This is a genomic window from Rhizobium sp. O111 (genome assembly GCF_055616315.1).
Window position 1 is genome coordinate 443,926 of sequence record NZ_JBSHXL010000001.1, and the last position, 17,620, is coordinate 461,545.

Annotated in this window: 18 protein-coding genes; 8 read left to right on the forward strand and 10 right to left on the reverse strand. The window is 63.2% G+C overall.

Annotated elements, in window-relative coordinates; genetic code table 11:
• The first annotated feature begins 112 nt into the window (after nt 1–112).
• From ACVTFQ_RS02210 to ACVTFQ_RS02220, 3 genes are all read left to right on the forward strand, one after another.
• A complete protein-coding gene (locus ACVTFQ_RS02210) occupies nt 113–826 on the forward strand; it encodes an HAD family hydrolase (RefSeq protein WP_111561816.1) in 714 nt (237 codons plus the stop codon).
• Between the two features lie 106 nt (nt 827–932).
• Entirely contained in the window at nt 933–1,973 is a 1,041-nt protein-coding gene (lpxK, locus tag ACVTFQ_RS02215) for a tetraacyldisaccharide 4'-kinase (protein WP_111561817.1), read from the forward strand.
• Nucleotides 1,974–2,275: 302 nt separating this feature from the next.
• Entirely contained in the window at nt 2,276–2,617 is a 342-nt protein-coding gene (locus ACVTFQ_RS02220) for a YciI family protein (protein WP_111561818.1), read from the forward strand.
• Nucleotides 2,618–2,817: 200 nt separating this feature from the next.
• On the opposite strand, the gene ACVTFQ_RS02225 is transcribed toward ACVTFQ_RS02220, so the two are convergent.
• From ACVTFQ_RS02225 to mutL, 4 genes are all read right to left on the reverse strand, one after another.
• Complete coding sequence (locus ACVTFQ_RS02225; RefSeq protein ID WP_409527880.1) at nt 2,818–3,564, reverse strand: phosphodiester glycosidase family protein; 747 nt, start codon at nt 3,562–3,564, stop codon at nt 2,818–2,820.
• A 90-nt stretch (nt 3,565–3,654) separates the two neighbouring features.
• Nucleotides 3,655–3,867 carry a hypothetical protein gene (locus tag ACVTFQ_RS02230; RefSeq protein WP_018898597.1) on the reverse strand — a complete coding sequence of 71 codons (213 nt, stop codon included), beginning with the start codon at nt 3,865–3,867 and terminating at the stop codon, nt 3,655–3,657.
• 60 nt (nt 3,868–3,927) lie between these two features.
• Nucleotides 3,928–4,158, reverse strand: a complete 231-nt coding sequence (locus ACVTFQ_RS02235) for a DUF2093 domain-containing protein (protein WP_047508114.1) — start codon at nt 4,156–4,158, stop codon at nt 3,928–3,930.
• Nucleotides 4,159–4,242: 84 nt separating this feature from the next.
• Nucleotides 4,243–6,123, reverse strand: coding sequence for a DNA mismatch repair endonuclease MutL (gene mutL, locus ACVTFQ_RS02240; RefSeq protein ID WP_111561820.1), 1,881 nt, complete (start codon nt 6,121–6,123; stop codon nt 4,243–4,245).
• Between the two features lie 180 nt (nt 6,124–6,303).
• Here mutL and ACVTFQ_RS02245 point away from each other — a divergent pair, with 180 nt between their 5' ends.
• Both ACVTFQ_RS02245 and ACVTFQ_RS02250 read left to right on the forward strand, forming a co-directional pair.
• Complete coding sequence (locus tag ACVTFQ_RS02245; protein ID WP_111561821.1) at nt 6,304–8,022, forward strand: response regulator; 1,719 nt, start codon at nt 6,304–6,306, stop codon at nt 8,020–8,022.
• A 124-nt stretch (nt 8,023–8,146) separates the two neighbouring features.
• The gene (locus tag ACVTFQ_RS02250) at nt 8,147–9,505 is read left to right on the forward strand and encodes a putative bifunctional diguanylate cyclase/phosphodiesterase (protein ID WP_018898601.1); all 1,359 of its coding nucleotides are present in this window, start codon (nt 8,147–8,149) and stop codon (nt 9,503–9,505) included.
• A gap of 10 nt (nt 9,506–9,515) precedes the next feature.
• Here the strand turns inward: ACVTFQ_RS02250 and ACVTFQ_RS02255 are convergent, their stop codons facing one another.
• From ACVTFQ_RS02255 to ACVTFQ_RS02280, 6 genes are all read right to left on the reverse strand, one after another.
• A complete protein-coding gene (locus tag ACVTFQ_RS02255; RefSeq protein WP_111561822.1) occupies nt 9,516–9,716 on the reverse strand; it encodes a hypothetical protein in 201 nt (66 codons plus the stop codon).
• A 118-nt stretch (nt 9,717–9,834) separates the two neighbouring features.
• Nucleotides 9,835–10,440 carry a PRC-barrel domain-containing protein gene (locus ACVTFQ_RS02260; protein ID WP_111561823.1) on the reverse strand — a complete coding sequence of 202 codons (606 nt, stop codon included), beginning with the start codon at nt 10,438–10,440 and terminating at the stop codon, nt 9,835–9,837.
• A gap of 257 nt (nt 10,441–10,697) precedes the next feature.
• On the reverse strand, nt 10,698–11,585 hold the full coding sequence (locus ACVTFQ_RS02265; protein WP_111561824.1) for an SMP-30/gluconolactonase/LRE family protein: 888 nt from the start codon (nt 11,583–11,585) through the stop codon (nt 10,698–10,700).
• 4 nt (nt 11,586–11,589) lie between these two features.
• On the reverse strand, nt 11,590–12,222 hold the full coding sequence (locus ACVTFQ_RS02270) for a 2-dehydro-3-deoxy-6-phosphogalactonate aldolase (protein WP_111561825.1): 633 nt from the start codon (nt 12,220–12,222) through the stop codon (nt 11,590–11,592).
• A gap of 24 nt (nt 12,223–12,246) precedes the next feature.
• Nucleotides 12,247–13,164, reverse strand: coding sequence for a 2-dehydro-3-deoxygalactonokinase (locus tag ACVTFQ_RS02275; RefSeq protein WP_111561826.1), 918 nt, complete (start codon nt 13,162–13,164; stop codon nt 12,247–12,249).
• Complete coding sequence (locus tag ACVTFQ_RS02280; RefSeq protein ID WP_047508090.1) at nt 13,164–13,934, reverse strand: SDR family NAD(P)-dependent oxidoreductase; 771 nt, start codon at nt 13,932–13,934, stop codon at nt 13,164–13,166. Before ACVTFQ_RS02280 ends, ACVTFQ_RS02275 begins: the two co-directional genes overlap by 1 nt.
• 120 nt (nt 13,935–14,054) lie before the next feature.
• Here ACVTFQ_RS02280 and ACVTFQ_RS02285 point away from each other — a divergent pair, with 120 nt between their 5' ends.
• The 3 genes from ACVTFQ_RS02285 (at nt 14,055) to apbC (ending at nt 17,499) form a co-directional block, all read left to right on the forward strand.
• On the forward strand, nt 14,055–14,858 hold the full coding sequence (locus ACVTFQ_RS02285; RefSeq protein WP_111561945.1) for an IclR family transcriptional regulator: 804 nt from the start codon (nt 14,055–14,057) through the stop codon (nt 14,856–14,858).
• Nucleotides 14,859–15,098: 240 nt separating this feature from the next.
• Complete coding sequence (locus ACVTFQ_RS02290) at nt 15,099–15,830, forward strand: helix-turn-helix transcriptional regulator (protein ID WP_047508087.1); 732 nt, start codon at nt 15,099–15,101, stop codon at nt 15,828–15,830.
• 517 nt (nt 15,831–16,347) lie between these two features.
• Entirely contained in the window at nt 16,348–17,499 is a 1,152-nt protein-coding gene (gene apbC, locus ACVTFQ_RS02295) for an iron-sulfur cluster carrier protein ApbC (RefSeq protein WP_112437103.1), read from the forward strand.
• Nucleotides 17,500–17,620: the final 121 nt, after the last annotated feature.

The window sequence follows — 17,620 nt, forward strand, 5'->3', positions numbered from 1 at the left end:
GCGCAAAAGTGCGAAGCGGTTTTGCGATAACGACATGCGGTAAAACAAACAGCTAAAGCGCAACGAGCGAATCTGAAAGATCGCGAGGCGCTTTAAAGAGGCGGATAAGTTTATGCAGGCGATCAAGGGTATCCTGTTCGACAAGGACGGCACGCTTCTCGATTATGACGAGAGCTGGCTGCCCGTGAACCGCGAGTTGGCGCTAATCGCCGCCAGGGGCGACGCCGCACTTGCCGACCGCCTGCTGCTTGCCTGCGGCATGGACCCCGTGACCGGCCACATCGTTCCCGACAGCCTGCTCGCCGCCGGCAATACGCGCCAGATCTCGGAAGGCCTCGCGGCCGCCGGCTCGACAATCCCGGTCGAAGAGCTGACGGTCAGGCTCGACGAGCTCTTTTCCCACGCCGCCGATTTCTCCGTGCCGGTCACCGATCTCGCTTCTTTCTTCGCCCGCCTGCATGCGCGCGGCTTCAAGCTCGGCGTCGCCTCCAGCGACAATGAGCGCTCGATCCGCCAGACGGCCAAGCGCTTCGGCTTTGCCGATTACATCGATTACGTCGCCGGTTACGACAGCGGCCACGGCACCAAGCCGGAGCCCGGCATGGTGCTCGGCTTCTGCGCGGCCACCGGTCTCGACCCATCTGAAGTCGCCGTCGTCGGCGACAACAACCACGATCTGCACATGGGCCGCAACGCCAAGGTGGGGCTGACGGTCGCGGTTTTGACCGGCACCGGATCGCGGGAATCGCTCGCCGCCGCCAGCGATCACTGCCTCAACGATATCACCGAACTCGAAGAGCTGCTGCCCGACCTGCAGTTCGCCTGATCGACCAAAGGCTTGCTTTTTCTTGAAAATTGCCTTCTCTTTTCGCCCGGTTAGGGGTGACGTCCGCGTTGAGCGGGCCGGTGGCGCGAAAGGCAGGACGGCAAAGATGGTATCCGAAGCGCCACCGTTCTGGTGGACGAAAGCCGATTGGCGCGCCTGGACGCTTTATCCGATCTCCTTTCTTTATGGCCGTATCTCCGGCTACCGCATGGTCAACGCCAAGCGCGCTTCCGTGCCTGTGCCCGTCATCTGCGTCGGCAATTTCACCGTCGGCGGCGCCGGCAAGACACCGACCGCGATCGCGATTGCCCGTGCCGCCAAGGCCAAGGGCCTGACCCCTGGCTTCCTCAGCCGGGGATATGGCGGCTCGCTTGATGTGACGACCGTGGTCGATGCCGGCCACCACCGCGCCGTTGCCGTCGGCGACGAACCGCTGCTTCTCGCCCGCGAGGCGCTCACCGTCATCTCCCGCCGCCGTGTCGAGGGCGCCAGGCGCCTCGTCAAGGAAGGTGCTGACCTGATCATCATGGATGACGGCTTCCAGAGCGCCCGCCTTGCCATCGACTACGCGCTGCTCGTCATCGACGCCACGCGCGGTCTCGGCAACGGCCATATCGTACCGGGCGGCCCGGTGCGCGCGCCGATCAAGCTGCAGCTGCGCTACGCGACGGCACTTCTGAAGGTGGGCGCAGGGGCTGCCGCCGACCAGATCGTGCGCATTGCCGCCCGCGCCGCCAAACCCTATTTCACCGCCTCCGTCACCGTCTCCGACGGCGCCGACCTGAAGGGCCGGAAGGTTCTGGCCTTCGCCGGCATCGCCGATCCCTCGAAATTCTTCCGCACGGTGGATGGCATCGGCGCCGAAACCATCGCCCGCCGCTCGTTCGGCGATCACGAGCACCTGACCGACGACGAAATCGACGACATCCTCGAAACCGCCGCCCGCGACGACCTCCAGATCGTTACCACCTCCAAGGACTTCGTGCGGTTGATGGGCCACCATGGGAAGGCCGAGACGCTCGCGGCGAAGTGCCGGGTCATCGAGGTGGAAATGACTTTCGAGGACCATCTGGCGCCGGGGCTGATTATCGACCGCGCGCTGGATGCGTGCAGGGAACGACGGCTGAAGGAGATGGCGGCGGGGTAGGGGCGTTAACGGGCGTTCTACCGTGGAACACCCCCCTCTGTCCTGCCGGACATCTCCCCCACAAGGGGGGAGATCGACTCGCGGCTTGCTCCCAGCCAGCCAATAAAGGTGGAGCGAGCGGGCAATCCCAGCCAATCTCCCCACTTGTGGGGGAGATGCCCGGCAGGGCAGAGGGGGGTAATCCTCGCTCCGCGCCTGCCTCCAGCAATTACCGCCCACGTCATTACCGCTCAACCACAACACATGTCGGATGCCGTCGCCCCCAATCGTCTCTACAATAGGTTCAACATGGAGGAGACGTCATGCCCCGCTATCTGGTAGCCATTCACCACCCTGATGATTACGACCCCGCCCTCTCGGAAGACGAGGCGATGCATCGGGCGATCGATGCGCTGAACGATGAGATGATCGCGGCCGGCATCCGGCTCTTCGTCGGCGGCCTGCATCGGGCGGGCACCGCCAAGTCCTTGCGCGCCGATGCCGATGGAACCGTGTCGGTGAGCGACGGTCCCTATCTCAAGACCAGCGAGCATGTCGGCGGTTTCTGGGTGCTGGAGGCTGATGGCATGGAGGATGCGCTGGCCTGGGGCCGCAAGGCTGCTATCGCTTGTCGGGCTCCTGTCGAGGTTCGGGCGTTTCACTGATTGCCACCGCGCCAAGATCACCCCCCTCTGTCCTGCCGGACATCTCCCCCACAAGGGGGGAGATCGGCCAGTGGTTAGGTCTACGCCAAACAATGAAGGTTGAGCGAGCGGATGCGCCCAGCCGATCTCCCCACCTGTGGGGGAGATGCCCGGCAGGGCAGAGGGGGGTAATCCTGGCTCTAACCTCGCGGCAAGCCGGCCTACTCCACCACCCCAAACACCGGCCCATACCCACCATGCCAGGAAAAATCGCTACGCCCCAATTCGCCGCTATAGAACCCCGCACCACCACCGCCATCCAGAAACAGCGCGTCGGCACACTGCAGGTGATCGCGAAACAGCCGCGCGAAATCGTGGAAATTGACCGGATTGTCGCTGACCGCGAAACGCACCATCCCGTCCGCGCAGACGCCCACCCCACTGCGCCGCGTCCGGTCACTGGAGCCGATGATGAAGATCGGGTTGATCTTGTTTGCAATCACCAGCATCGGCCCCGACTGCGTGGCAAGCCTGACATCGGGACGTTGCTTCTCGAACGTCGCGGTCGGCAGAATGCCCGCGCCCTTGTCGCCGATAAAGAATATGCCATTGGGGTTCTTGTAGAAGTTCGGCACAGGCCCGCTCGCCTTGGGCGCCTTGACGCTCGCCACCGGCCGCAACTCCTGACCATCTTCGACATAAAGCCCGATCGGCGAGAAATCCTCGTGATACATGCCGGCATTGAGCGCGAAGACGAGCGTCTTGCCCTTGGCGGACACGGCGTCGGCGATGCCAGGGAACGAGCGGTAGGGCGCCCCGTCGTCGCCCTTCCAGAAGAGGCGCAGATCCGCCTTGGCGGGATCGACGGTGCAGATCACGTAGTTGGTGTTCTCGACCGTTTCCGGCGCGCAGGGTCCGGCAAGCGCGGAGCCCGCGGTCCCAAATAAAGCACCCAGCAGAATAGCCATCCCGGCGAGGGCGGCGGAGAGCAGGCCGGATGAACGGATAGGCACCAGTTCTCGTCCTTTGCGGTGTGAGAAAGGTCGCGGCGAGCCGGTTTAGCTCTTGCGCGCTTCCAGGCGCCGGCGGTCGCGTTCGACGGTCTGGAAGCCCATCGGCGTCAGGCGGAACTGCCGCTTCTGGAATTCGCCGCGGATTTCGACGAAGCCCTGCGCTTCGGCTTCATAGAGCGTCTTCAGCCCCATCTCCTTGGGCGGTGTCTGCCAATCCCGGCCGACGGCGCTATGCAGCAATGCGAGGATCTTGATCATTGTTTTCTCCATGGCCGAGGCGCGGCTTCCGCCGTCCCGCCAATGCCATCAGGCGAGCGATTACCGCTTCTGGTTCGGCAGCACGCCGGCGCGCTTGTCGGCCTCGAAGGAGGAGACGGCGTCGGCGTAGGGCTCCTGGCGAGCAACGCTCCAGTAGCGCAGTTCGTCGAGCGGGATCTGCTTGCCCGTCATGGCGCAGACGACGTACGAACCCGGCGACAGGATCTGAAAATCCGCATCGAGATAGCGTATCTTCGCTTCGCGGTTTCCGTTGCCTTCAAACAAGTTCATGCGCTCCAATCCTTAAAGCCAATCCTCAAAACGAGGCCGTCATCGGATTGCCATAACCCGCAATAGCCGCCATTGCCAGCGATTTCAGCTCCGCCCGAACAGCCGCTCGATGTCGGAAAGCTTGAGCTCGATATAGGTCGGCCGGCCGTGATTGCACTGTCCGGAACCCGGCGTCACCTCCATCTGCCTGAGCAGCGCGTTCATCTCCTCCGGCCGCAGCCGCCGTCCCGAGCGCACCGATCCGTGGCAGGCCATGGTCGCCGCCACATATTCGAGCTTGGCCGAAAGCCCCGAGGCCGTGTCCCATTCGGCGATCTCGTCGGCCAGCTGCCTGATCAGCCCGGATGCATCGACCTCGCCCAGCATCGCCGGCGTCTCACGCACCGCGATCGCCCCCGGCCCGAAGCGCTCGATGCCAAGCCCGAGCTCGCCGAACTCCGATGAGAACTGCATCAGCCGGTCGCAATCTTCTTCCGGCAGGTCGATGATCTCGGGGATCAGAAGCACCTGCGAGGCCAGCCGCTTGGAATGCAGCGCCTTGCGCATCGCCTCGAACACCAGCCGCTCATGCGCCGCATGCTGGTCGACGATGACAAGGCCTGTTTCCGTCTGCGCCACGATATAGTTCTCGTGCAGCTGCGCGCGCGCCGCGCCAAGCGGGAACCGCGACGGCGTTTCGGCCTCTGAAGCGGGCGAAGGCGCCGTCCAGGACGATGTCTGCGCGGTCTCGGCCCGCGCCGCCGGCATGGTCAGTCCATCAAAGGAGGCCTGCGGCCGCTCGCCGAAGCCGTTGCCGACAGGGCGCTGATAGGATGGGGAATAGGAGGAGGAGCCGTTAGGCACGGCGGAGAAAGGCCGCGATGGCGAAGTCTCAGCGCTCCATGGCTGTTGCGGCGCTTGCTGCGGCCGGTAGCCGTTCGGTTGGAAGCCGGGGCGGAAGGCGCGCAGCATGCCGTCGGCGCCTGTGGTCGCCGCTCGGCTGCCGTCGCGCGCCAGGGCCTCGCGGATCGCCCCGACGATCAGCCCGCGCACCAGCTGCGGATCGCGGAAGCGAACGTCGGACTTGGCCGGATGCACGTTGACGTCGACCAGCGCCGGATCGAGCCCGATCGACAGCACCGCCACCGCGTAGCGTCCCGAGGGGATCGTCTCGGCGTAGGCGCCGCGGATTGCCGACAGCACCAGCTTGTCCTGCACCGGCCGGCCGTTGACGAAGGCATATTGATGCGCCGCGTTGCCGCGATTGAAGGTCGGTACGCCGGCAAAGCCTTTAAGCGTCACATCCTCGCGCTCGGCATTGATCTCGATCGCGTTGTCGCGGAAATCCTTGCCAAGGATCTGCGCCATGCGCGCCAGATGGTCCTCGCCGGTCGCCGGAAATTCCAGCGTCGTGCGGTCGGTGCCCGAAAGCACGAAACGCACCTGCGGAAAGGCGATCGCCATGCGCTTGACGATCTCGGTGATCGCGGCCGCCTCGGCCTTTTCCGTCTTCAGGAACTTCAGTCGCGCCGGCGTCGCGAAGAACAGGTCGCGCACCTCGACGATGGTGCCGGGGTTGAGCGCCGAGGGCCTGAGATGCTGCAGCTTGCCGCCCGCCACCGAAATCTCCGCCCCGCCATCGCTGTCGCGGCGACGGCTCGAAATCGTCAGCCGCGCCACCGAGCCGATCGAGGGCAGTGCCTCGCCGCGAAAGCCGAGTGTGCTGATATCGTCGAGCGTATCGGTGATCTTCGAGGTGCAATGCCGGCGCACGGCAAGCTCGAGATCGCGCTCGTCCATGCCCGAACCGTTATCGGTGACGCGCAGCAGGCTCTTGCCGCCGCCGGAGGTGGCGATCTCGATGCGCGTCGCACCTGCGTCGAGCGCATTCTCGATCAATTCCTTGGCGGCACTCGCGGGCCGTTCGATGACCTCGCCGGCGGCGATTTGGTTGATGAGCGTTTCGGAAAGCTGCTTGATCGACATGCCGCCATTTTCGCGGATTCGGGAGCGTGAGGGAAGGGTGAAAACGTCGATCTCAGGGCTTGTCCAAACCCTGGGATTCCGCTGCTTAATGTTAAGCACGCCTTAAGACAAAACTGGCATTTTGCCGATAGTACCCCGCCGAGAATACAATCCATTCGGACAGATGTAGGACGCGTAAGTATGAGTGCCGGTCGCGATCAAGCGGACACAGCCCCGCAGGAGGGCGCGGTTGAAACCGCGGCTGGCCTCCAGGCGGCGCTGTTCGACGCGGTCTGCGAAAGCCTGTCTTCCGCCTTCATCGTCTATGACAAGACCGACCACATCGTCTTTTGCAGCCGGCAGGTCCTCGATTTCTTCCCGATCTGTGCCGATCTCTTACAGCCCGGAACGCGGCTTCGCGATTTCCTCGGCGCCGTCTACGAGACCGGCATCCGCAGCCGCTCTGCGGGCAAGCAGGGTGCGCTCAGCCGCGAAGATTGGCTCTCGCAGAAGATCGCCACGCACTGGCGCGAGCGCTACGAGGCGGTCGAGCGCTACGGCAACGATTGCTGGGTCGGCTTCCAGAAGCGCCGGCTCCCCAATGGCTACGGCGTCTGCGTCATCTCCGATATCTCGGAGGTGAAGAAGCGCGAGGAGCAGTGGCGGCTCGATCTCGAGCGCGTGCAGCTCACCGAGGATATCCTCGACAACCTGCCATTCCCGCTCTTCGTCAAGGACCGCAACCTCACCTACGTCGCAGTCAACGTTGCCTTCTGCGATAAGTACCAGACGACGGCCGATGAGGTGCTGGGCCGCAAGAGCGCCGAACTCTTCTCGCCCGAAGTGGCCGCCCGCTTCGAGGAAAGTGATCGCCATGTTCTCGAAACCGGCGAGATGTCGGTCGTGCGTCAGCGCCAGATCGCCCGCGACGGCTCGGAGCGCGAAATCATCTCGCGCAAGCACCGCATCGGCAAGCCGGGACGCTATTTCCTCGTCTCGACCATGCAGGACCTGCCGCGCGAGGGCGGCGATCTCGAGGAATTCGAGAAGGCATCGAGCGTCACGACATCGGCCAAGAGCACCTATCGTCGCGCCTATGTTCCGATGGACGGCGGCAGCGAGCGCCGCGAGCCGGCCGCCATGGAAGCCATCGTGCCCGAGAATTTCTCCGGCCGCCGCATCCTCGTCGTCACCGGCGATATCGCCGCCGAGACCGCGGCACTTCGAACGCTGGCCAAATATGGCTTCGAGGCCTGCTCGGTGCGCAATGAGGACGAGCAGGAGCAGTTCCTGGAGATCGCCTCGTCGGCCGGTCTGTCGCTCGATCTCGTCATCATCGACAACCAGATGGGCATGCGCTGCCTGGAGCTTGCCGAGCAGTACGGCATCTCGTCGCTGGTCATGGATGGCTTCCAGATCTCCACCGAGCTCACCTTCCAGATCGCCCGTCATTTCAACCGCAACAACCGCGGCGCCATGGCCGACCGGATCGACAGCGATTGGGAGATCACCACGTCGGACGATCAGCTCGAACTCGATGTGCTGGTGGCCGAAGACAACGATATCAACCAGATCGTTTTCTCGCAGATCCTCGAAGGGCTGGGCTATCGCTACCGCATCGCCGCCACTGGCGACGAAGCAGTGAGGATGTGGACGGAATACCGGCCAAAGATCGTGCTGATGGATATCTCGCTGCCCGGCTTCAACGGTTTCGAAGCCGCCCGCCTGATCCGCCAAGTCGAAGGCGACGGACCCCGCACCCCGATCATCGGTGTGCTCACCCAGGCCTTCGAGCGTGACCGCGCCGAATGCGCCAATGCGGGTATGGACGACGTGATTATGAAGCCCGTCAGCCCGGATATTCTGGAAACGGTTTTCCAGAAATTCATGCAGCCAGAGGCACAGCGGGCCTCTCTTTAGGCTCTGATCGCGGTCAACTCCCCAATTCTTGGGAGGCAATTCACGATGATCCAGGGTTGTCGAATATCGAATTTTTAAGACTTGCCCGCCATTCTGCCGGGTATTGGGGAAGCTCTGGATCAGAATGATGATGTTGGCGGATATGCCATTGGCACCGGTAAGCCAGAACGAGCTTCAGACGATGGCCTATACCGACCCGCTGACCGGGCTCGGAAATCGCTATCGCATGCGCGACCGTATCGCCCAGATCTCGGCCGAACGCGCCGACGATCCGGCACCCTTCACCATCGGCATCGCCAATCTCGATAGCTTCAAGCCGATCAACGACCTCTTCGGCTCCGCCGCCGGCGACGAAATTCTCTGCCAGGTCGCCCACCGCCTGAAAGCCTGCATCCCCGATGGCGCCGTCGTCACGCGTCATGATGGCGACGAGTTCGCCTTCGTCCTGCCGCTGGTCTTCGAGCGCGCCAGCGCCGAGAAATTCGGCCAGATGATCCGCGAGGTACTGTCGGCACCCTATGATCTCGGCGACCGCAACGTGCGCCTCTCGGCCTCCTTCGGCTTCGCCATCTATCCCTTCGCGGGCGAGGAGTTCGAGGAGCTGTTGAAGAGTGCCGAGACCGCGCTCTATCGCTCCAAGCGCCGCGGCCGCAGCCAGATCACCGTCTATTCGCGCGAGATCGCGCAGGAAATGAAGCGCGCCACGCAGCTCGAGCAGGCGCTCAGAAACGCCATCATCTCCGATGCCATCGACGTGCATTTCCAGCCGATCGTCTCGCTCGCCACCAGCCAGGTCCTTGGCTTCGAGGCGCTGGCGCGCTGGAACGATCCGGATCTCGGCTTCGTCTCGCCCGGCGTCTTCGTGCCGCTCGCCGAAGAACGCGGCTTCATCGATGCACTCTCGGAAGCGCTGCTGCGCAAGGCGGCGGAAGCGGCACTTTCCTGGCCGCGCGAAATGTTCCTGTCCTTCAACCTCTCATCCGCGCAGCTGATGGACCCCGGCACCAGCGCCAACGTGCTCTCCATCCTCGGTCGCGTCGGCTTCGATCCGCACCGTCTCGAACTCGAAATCACCGAGACCGCCGTCATGGGCTCGGCCGATACCGCAAACCGCATCATCGCCGACCTCAGACAGGCCGGTGTGCGCATCTCGCTGGATGACTTCGGCACCGGCCAGTCCAGCCTCGGCCGCCTGCGCGATTTCATGTTCGACAAGATCAAGATCGACCGCGCCTTTGTCTCGCGCATCAATTCCGACCGTGCGTCCGAGCACATCATCAAGGCGATCCTGACCATGTGCGAAGGCCTCGATCTCGAAGTCGTCGCGGAAGGCATCGAGGATTATTCGGAAGCGGCGAAACTGCGCATGCTCGGTTGCGGCATGGGGCAGGGCTATTATTTCGGCAAACCCGCCGACGCCATCGCGACGCTGAGGTTCCTGCACGAGAACGAATACGACACCGGCGAACGGGCGATGGCGTAAGCGCCGCCTATTACTTGATCAGCGCGAACAGGCCTGCCGTGGCAGCAATCGCCGTGAGCACGACGCCGAGGATGCTGCAGACCACATTGATGATCCAACCCTGATCCGGTTTGGTGTCGAGCTTGCTGTCGATACGCGCCAGCTGTCCGAGCACTGTGTTCAGCGTCGATCGCATGTCATCGGCAATGGCTTTGGCGGCGCGATTTTCCATGCCTTAGATTGTGCCATCTCCGCTGCCCGACAGCAACGATCTCCACATACCACAAAAGCCGATGGCGCCCTCTCGGACGCCATCGGTTACGCATGCACTGCGACTAACGATGCAGTGTTTACTTGGCTGTCGTTGAGCCGGTCGCGGTGTTATCCATCGCGCCCGGAGCCGGGGCCTTTTCGGCCGACTGCATCTGCAGCGTCTTGAATTCCGGCGCTGCCTTCAGCGTTTCAGCCGTTTCCGAGGTCGTCAGCTTGACGCTGCCATCCGTCGTGTTCTGGGCCACGGTGATTTTTTCCATCGGCACGGCCACGTTCTTTTCGCCGATGCCAAGGAAGCCGCCGACACCGATCACGGCTGCGACGAGGCCGCCGTCCTTCTTCATGATCAGGTCGTTGACGTTACCGATGCTCTCGTTCGTGCCGTTATAGACGGCCTGACCGATATAGGTGTTGGCGCTGATCTGATCCGCGGATTGCTCCGTCAGATAGGTGCCGCCGCCTGCCTGTGCGGTATCGGTGGTGGCGGCCGGTGCGGGCGCCTGGGCGGCATCACCTGCCGGCTTCATGGCATCCGGCTTCGGCGCTGCCGGGTCGGCCGGTGCCGACATGGACGGTGCGCTCGGCGAGGCCGGCTGGGTCGCGCTCTGCGAGAAAGCGACCGGTGCGAAGGCCGTGGCAAACAGGGCGCCAGCGGCAACGGTGGTGAGAAGTTTGCGTGTCATATCGTACCTACTTTCAGTGTCCTTGGGTGATCTCTGGCCGCGCTTTTCTCTTTTAGCGAGAGCTGTATCAGCTCGGCCGGTTCGTGAAGTAAATGAATGGGTTGGCTAATGGTTCCCAGAAAAATACACGCAGAAACTGACGAAATTTTCGGAACTTTTCAGGCGCTGGGACAGCGTGAGACAGAGATCGCCGTGTCACTGCAACGCAAAAGGGCGCCCCCGAGGGACGCCCTTCAAAACACATCCTGGAAGATGCCTTAGAGAATATAGGCTGCGTCGAAAACGCCGCGGACGCTGACGCCGAGCTCAAGCAGGGCGCCGGCATCCGGCTGGTTGGCACGGGCCGCGTCGTCTAGGCCTTCCCAGGCGGTGGTGACCGCCAGCCGATCCGCATCCGGTCCGATGAAGGCCGGGCAAGAAGGCTGTGCAGCGGGCACCTTGTAGCGGGCGATGCGCAGGCCGTCGGGGCTGTAGCGATCGACGGTGCCGGCACCCCAGCGTGCGTTCCAGATATAGCCGTCGGCATCGACCACGGAGCCGTCGATCCCGCCGTCCTCCTCCATGCTGTCGACAAGCACGATCGGCTCGCCGGTCGGTAGGCCGGTCTCGCGATCGACCATCACCCGCATCAGCCGGCTGAGATGCGTATCGGTGAAATAGCCGACAGAGCCATCGGGCGAGAAGCAGATCGAGTTCGGAATGGTGATGCCGCCGAAGAGCTTCGTCACCTTGCCGCGCGCCACATGATAGATCGCGCCGGCCTGGGTTTCGGCGCGCTTGCTCATCGTGCTGATCCACAGGCTGCCCGAGGGATGCATGCGCCCGTCGTTGGAGCGGTTTTCCGGCCGGTCGTTTTCAAGTGCGGCGTAAAATGTCAGGCCGCCGCTTTCGATATCGCGCACGAACAGGCCCTGTTCGGTCGCGAGCAACTGCCGCTTGGCGTCGATCCGCGCCAGCACGCTCGCCATCACAGGCAGCGTGTGCACCTTCTTCTCTTCGGTCGAAAGGTTCAGTTCGTGCAATTCCTTGCCGAGAATGTTGAACCACCAGATGGTATTGGTATCGGGATCGTAGGTCGGTCCTTCGCCCAGCACCGAATTGGTGCTCGACAAAGTCCGCCCCGCGAACTCATGAATGTCGGTCATACGCTCAAGCTCCCACTGCTGCGTCGTATGCGTAAATGGTTGCCTTTGCGCGCTCGGCAACCTCAGCGACAGTCATTCCCGGCTTGTAGATGCTCGTGCCGAGACCGAAGGCCAGGATTCCGGCCTTGGTGTATTCGGCAAAATTCTTGTCGGAGACGCCGCCGACGGCCGCGATCGTCAGTTCCGGCGGCAGGATGGCGCGGATCGCCGTGATGCCGGATGGGCCGAGCACGCTGGCCGGGAAAAACTTCAGCCCGGTTGCGCCGGCGCGCGCCGCGGCAAGCGCTTCGGTGGGCGTGAAGACGCCGGGCATCGTCACCATGCCGTAGTTTCGGGCGCGGATGATCACGTCTGGCTCGACATTCGGCGTCACCAGAAGCTTGCCGCCGGCATTGTGGAGATTGTCAACCGCCTCGGTCGTGAGAACGGTGCCGGCGCCGATCAGCACGTCGGCCGGCGCCATCTTGGCGGCGATCTCGATCGACTTGAACGGCTCTGGCGAGTTCAGCGGGATCTCGATCGCGGTCAGGCCGTTTTCGATCAGCGCGCCGACGACGCCCTCGGTCTCCTCGGGCTTGATCCCACGCAGGATGGCGATCAGCGGGCGCTTCATGGCGGGGAAGGGGATGCGGTTCATCGCTCTGTTCTTTCTTGATTGGGCTTAGTTGGGCCAGATGGCGTTTGCAGCGGCCGAAAGGCCGCGAAGCACCGCCGTATCGGCATCGATGGTCGTGACGTTGAGCGAGAGCGCCTTGAAGGCGGTCTCGTAAAGCTTCTGCAGACGGCCGGAGGCGACCAGCGCGATCGGCGTGTCGTTGGCGGCGTCGGCCAGCGCGCCCGAGATCTCCAGGCCGATCAGCGTGCCGGAAATCCGCGCCTGCGCCGCCGAAGCGGTCATGCCGTGCAGCAGCTGGCCGGAGCGGGCCGTGAACAACAGGTTCGTCGCCATCTGCGGCTGGCGGAAGGCAGTCGAGACCGATGCCTTGAAGGCGGAGTTGTCGGCCGGCGATTGCTCGGCGCCGGCAACCGCATGCGACAGGATCGTGTGCTTGGTGATCGCGTCGAACAGTTCGCCGGTCATGAAGGTGGAGAAGCCGATGACCTCGCCTTCCTGCACATGCACCCATTTCGAATGCGTTCCGGGCATGCAGACGGCCTGCGCGCCGGTGCTATCGGGGCCAAGCGCGCCGAGCAGCTGGGTCTCTTCGCCGCGCATCACATCGGGCGATGCCCGGTCGCGCTGGGCAAGGCCCGGCAGGATGCGGATGTCGCGGCTCTGGCCGGGCACGGGCACGGCGCCGGTCAGGATCGCCGACAGCGACGTGGGCACGTCGACATAGCCGGCCTCGACCCAGCCCTGCTTGGCGCCGGCCATGCCGCAGACGATGACGGGGATATTATCGGGCGCCCCGACCTTGGCCAGATGCTTTGCCAGCACCTCGGCGAAACCGGTCTTGGCCGCCGTCGTCATGCCTTCGTCGCTGCGGCTTTCATTCAGTACGCTGCCATCGCTGCCGATCAGCCACAGCCGGAAGCTGCTCGTGCCCCAGTCGACCGCGATATATCGGGGTGTTGCCATCAGAAAATGCCTCCATCGACAATAAGGGACTGCGCCGTCACTGCGGAGGCGCCGTCGGATGCTAGAAACAGGCAGGGCCCGACAATGGCGTCGGCCTGCAAAACGCGTTTGATGCACTGCCGCTCGATCATGCCGGCAATGCCCTCTTCGGTGAGCCACAGCTTCATCTGCCGCTCGGTGACGATCATGCCCGGCAGGATGCAGTTGACGCGGATATTGTCGGGGCCGAGCTTGCCGGCCAGGCTCTTCGTCAGCCCGATGATCGCCGCCTTGGCCGTCGTGTAGGCCGGGAAGTCGGGCATGTTGAGCATGAAGGCGATCGACGACATGTTGATGATCGCCCCGCCACCGGCCTCGCGCATCGATGGCGCCACAGCCTGCGCCGCGAAGAACACGTGCCGCAGATTGGTCGCCTGGTTGTTGTCCCAGTATTCGGGTGTCACCTGGTCGAAATCATGCCGGTCGTCGCGCGCCGCGTTGTTAACGAGCACGCCGATCGGGCCGGAATGGGCAACGATCGCCTCGATGGTCGCGCGGATTGCAGCGACATCGCGCAGATCGGCATGGTGGAAGCGCACCGGGTGCAGGCTGTCGCGCGACAAGCGGTCGACCAGCGCGTGGCTTTCTTCCTCGGCGATGTCGATGAAGGAGACCTTGGCGCCCTGGCGCGCGAACCCCTCGACGATCGCGGCACCGATGCCGGAGCCGCCGCCCGTCACCACCACGCTTCGGTCCCTGAATTCGGGATATTGCGCTCCAAGCTCCGCCACCACTATCCTCCCGATAGTTCCATTATTCAGAACTCAATTTGACTATATGGAATTATCGGATTAGCCTATGGTCTCTGTCAAGGCATGAGGGCCAGCATGGGCGCGACTGATGGCGACATCATGGATAAAAACGCCGTGGATAAGAACGAGGGTGCGGACAAACGCGAGACGGGCACGCTCGGCAAGCTGATGGTGCTGCTCGATATCGTCACGCACGCCGACAGCCCGATGCGCTTCACCGATATCCTCGCGGTCGCCGGCCAGCCGCGAGGAACGCTGCACCGTCAGCTTGGGCACCTCACCGAGGAAGGCCTGCTGGAAGTGTTGGCCGATGGGCGCTATGCACCCGGCCTGCGTCTTCTCGATCTCGCCTCGCGCAGCTGGGCACGCAACGAATTCCGGCTGATCGCCGAACCGCATCTCAACGCCCTGCAGCAGTTGACCGGCGAGACCGTGCATCTCGGCGTCCTGCGCGGCGCCTCCGTCATCTATCTCGACAAGGTCGAGGGCAGCCAGCCGGTCCGGATGTATTCGCAGATCGGCAATGCCTCGCCCATCTATTGCACCGGCGTCGGCAAGGCGGCACTTTCAGCGCTGCCGGACGATCGGCTGGACGCGATCATATCAAGCGTGTCGTTCCAACGCTTCACGGAAAACACGCTGACGCCGGAGACGTTGCGCCGCGAGATCGCCGACATCCGCCGCTCGGGCAATACCTTCGACCGCGAGGAACACGAGGTCGGCATCCGCTGTGTCGCGGCCCCCGTTTACTCCGAGGACCTGTCCTTCGTCGGCGGCGTTTCCGTCACCGGACCGGCCTATCGGCTGACATTTGAGCGGTTGGAGGAGTGGGCGCTGCCCGTCCGCCGGGCCGCCGAAAGCATCATGAGCGGCATGCGGATCGGCCTTGGCCCGCGCCGCTGACACCCTGCCAATTTGACAATCGTCAAATCCAGGGATGCTTTGTCACCTTTCGTACGGAAATATGCTCATTTTCAGCGGCAGGGCATATTGTGATTTTGTGAAGAATCGTCACAATTGCCAGTTGTCAATCCCCAGTCCTGGGGTGTAGTGCCGTAGGCTATATTGACGGCGATGCTGCCGTCGGCATGCGACCTGAGCAGGCCACTTATGACGTCCCTGATTTTTTGAGCTGATGACACCATGAACCCTTTGCCGCATTCGACTTCCGTGAACGTGTACGTAAACGAGGTATCTGGATTAAACACCCAGTTCGATATCTTTCGTTTCATGAAGAGGCTGACGGAAGCCTACCGGGTTCGCGCCTTCATGGTGCTCAATCTCCCCTCGGCCACTGCACGTGATCTGCAGAGCAACACGGTCATCACCAACTGGCCGGCCGAGCTGCTCTCGGCCTATGATCACGAGGCGCTGCTGACCAACAGTCCTGTCATGGGCAAGCTGCGCTCGTCGACCGTTCCGTTCTTCAACGACCTGTCGAAGGCGAAGCTGGATCGGTCGGACGGCAAGTCTGGCATCGTCATGGCTTTGTTCGAGCGCTTCCGGATGATGCGCTGCGCCTATTTCCCGACGCATGATCCCTCCGGCGCCCGCGGCGCGGTCTCCTTCTCCGGCGACCGCGAGCCCTTCGCGCCCGAGGAGATGCTGGAGCTTCATTATATCTCCACGCATGTCTTCGACAGGTTGGCCGAGATCCGCGCGCTCGACAACCGGGTGGTCGACGCCCTGACCGACCGCGAGATCGACTGCCTCAACTGGACCGCCGCCGGCAAGACCAGCGTCGAGATCGCCGATATCCTTGGTCTCTCCGAGCATACGGTCAATCACTACCTCAACCGCGCCACCAAGAAGCTCGACACGGTCAATCGCACCCAGGCCGTTGCCAAGGCGTTGCGCATCGGCCTGATCAAGTAGCTGCCCAAATACTGTGCGCTATTGTCGCAGCAGCCTAAAAATTGCGCCAGGGCGCGGGCAATCCGGCCTCTTTTGCTGCGGATAGGACCAGATTCGGCGCCATTTCGAATTGGCACGCTTTCTGCTTCCTAATTGTCAGCGGTCCAGAGGGGACTTGGCAACGACGCCATATTAAAGGCGCGACCTTCAACCCGCCGCTCGATCCCGGCAGCCCTGTGCGCTGGACATCGAGCGGCGGGTTGTTGTTTTTGGGATACGCCTCCCGGCCTATAAGCGCGGGCTTATGCATTTTTCCCTCAATTCTGACTGGTCTTTCAGATCTGACGCCCTAGAAACCCCTTATCCACTTGGGTGACCGTTGTGCCATCAGGGCGAAAGCCCGGCGGACTTGATGGCTCAGCGGTCTCCTTTGGAAACTCCCCCCCCTTCTTCCCAGGTTTTTGCCTAGCGCCGATTTTGTTTGGCGATCACTTCGCGCTCCTCTATCTACAGAGCCAGATAAGGGTGTGAGGACGATATGACTGAAGTCACCAAGGAACAGGTGCTGGAAACGCTGGCAACGGTGCGCGGCCCCGATCTCGAGCATAATATTGTCGAGCTCGGCATGGTCTCCGATGTGTTCATATCGGATGGCAAGGTCTACTTCTCCATTACCGTCCCCGCCGAGCGCGCCAAGGAGCTGGAGCCGCTGCGGCTCGCCGCCGAGCGCGTCATCAAGGAAATGCCAGGCGTCAAAGGCGCCCTGGTCGCGCTGACGGCCGACAAGAAGGGCGCGCCATCGGGCGCCGCCGCCTCCCGCACGCCGCCCCAGGCTGGACATGGTCATGAAGGCCACGCACACGCGCAGCCGCAGCAACGCGCCGGCAAGATCGGCGTGCCCGGGATCGGCGCCATCGTCGCGGTCGCCTCCGGCAAGGGCGGCGTCGGCAAGTCCACCACGTCGGTCAACCTCGCGCTCGGCCTGCAGGCCAATGGCCTGCGCGTCGGCATTCTCGACGCCGATATTTACGGCCCCTCCATGCCGCGCCTCCTGCAGATCTCCGGCCGCCCGACGCAGACCGATGGCCGCATCATCAATCCCATGGAGAATTACGGCCTCAAGGTCATGTCGATGGGCTTTCTCGTCGATGAGGAGACCGCGATGATCTGGCGCGGCCCGATGGTGCAGTCGGCGCTGATGCAGATGCTGCGTGAGGTCGCCTGGGGCGAGCTCGACGTTCTCGTCGTCGACATGCCGCCCGGTACCGGCGACGCGCAGCTCACCATGGCCCAGCAGGTGCCGCTCGCCGGCGCCGTCATCGTCTCGACGCCGCAGGATCTGGCGCTCATCGATGCCCGCAAGGGGCTGAACATGTTCAAGAAGGTGGAAGTGCCGGTTCTCGGCATCGTCGAGAACATGAGCTACTTCATCGCTCCCGATACCGGCGCGCGCTACGATATCTTCGGCCATGGCGGCGCCCGCGCCGAAGCCGAGCGCGTTGGCGTGCCCTTCCTCGGCGAAGTGCCGCTGACGATCAACATCCGCGAAGCCTCCGATGCCGGCACCCCGCTGGTCGCCAGCGAGCCGAACGGCATCGTCGCCGGCATCTATCGCGACATCGCCGCCAAGGTCTGGGCGCAGCTTGAACAGAAGCCGCAGCGTGCCGCTCCCGCTATCGTATTCGAGTGATGTGTGCCGTTTCAGACCGCGCGGCTAGACTCCCAATTGCGGGCAAAATGTGATCAAACAACGCAGTTCACGTAAGATGTCTTGATTCTTGCGTGGGTTTCCGTCATATGGCGCGCCGTCG

What these genes read in the sequence shown, in the direction of transcription:
- mutL (WP_111561820.1), bottom strand. Translation starts at nt 6,123, where the DNA reads ATGTCGATCAAGCAGCTTTCCGAAACGCTCATCAACCAAATCGCCGCC.
- ACVTFQ_RS02210 (WP_111561816.1), top strand. Translation starts at nt 113, where the DNA reads ATGCAGGCGATCAAGGGTATCCTGTTCGACAAGGACGGCACGCTTCTC.
- ACVTFQ_RS02255 (WP_111561822.1), bottom strand. Translation starts at nt 9,716, where the DNA reads ATGGAAAATCGCGCCGCCAAAGCCATTGCCGATGACATGCGATCGACG.
- ACVTFQ_RS02265 (WP_111561824.1), bottom strand. Translation starts at nt 11,585, where the DNA reads ATGACCGACATTCATGAGTTCGCGGGGCGGACTTTGTCGAGCACCAAT.
- apbC (WP_112437103.1), top strand. Translation starts at nt 16,348, where the DNA reads ATGACTGAAGTCACCAAGGAACAGGTGCTGGAAACGCTGGCAACGGTG.
- lpxK (WP_111561817.1), top strand. Translation starts at nt 933, where the DNA reads ATGGTATCCGAAGCGCCACCGTTCTGGTGGACGAAAGCCGATTGGCGC.
- ACVTFQ_RS02285 (WP_111561945.1), top strand. Translation starts at nt 14,055, where the DNA reads ATGGATAAAAACGCCGTGGATAAGAACGAGGGTGCGGACAAACGCGAG.
- ACVTFQ_RS02250 (WP_018898601.1), top strand. Translation starts at nt 8,147, where the DNA reads ATGATGATGTTGGCGGATATGCCATTGGCACCGGTAAGCCAGAACGAG.
- ACVTFQ_RS02225 (WP_409527880.1), bottom strand. Translation starts at nt 3,564, where the DNA reads ATGGCTATTCTGCTGGGTGCTTTATTTGGGACCGCGGGCTCCGCGCTT.
- ACVTFQ_RS02290 (WP_047508087.1), top strand. Translation starts at nt 15,099, where the DNA reads ATGAACCCTTTGCCGCATTCGACTTCCGTGAACGTGTACGTAAACGAG.
- ACVTFQ_RS02235 (WP_047508114.1), bottom strand. Translation starts at nt 4,158, where the DNA reads ATGAACTTGTTTGAAGGCAACGGAAACCGCGAAGCGAAGATACGCTAT.
- ACVTFQ_RS02245 (WP_111561821.1), top strand. Translation starts at nt 6,304, where the DNA reads ATGAGTGCCGGTCGCGATCAAGCGGACACAGCCCCGCAGGAGGGCGCG.
- ACVTFQ_RS02275 (WP_111561826.1), bottom strand. Translation starts at nt 13,164, where the DNA reads ATGGCAACACCCCGATATATCGCGGTCGACTGGGGCACGAGCAGCTTC.
- ACVTFQ_RS02230 (WP_018898597.1), bottom strand. Translation starts at nt 3,867, where the DNA reads ATGATCAAGATCCTCGCATTGCTGCATAGCGCCGTCGGCCGGGATTGG.
- ACVTFQ_RS02270 (WP_111561825.1), bottom strand. Translation starts at nt 12,222, where the DNA reads ATGAACCGCATCCCCTTCCCCGCCATGAAGCGCCCGCTGATCGCCATC.
- ACVTFQ_RS02260 (WP_111561823.1), bottom strand. Translation starts at nt 10,440, where the DNA reads ATGACACGCAAACTTCTCACCACCGTTGCCGCTGGCGCCCTGTTTGCC.
- ACVTFQ_RS02220 (WP_111561818.1), top strand. Translation starts at nt 2,276, where the DNA reads ATGCCCCGCTATCTGGTAGCCATTCACCACCCTGATGATTACGACCCC.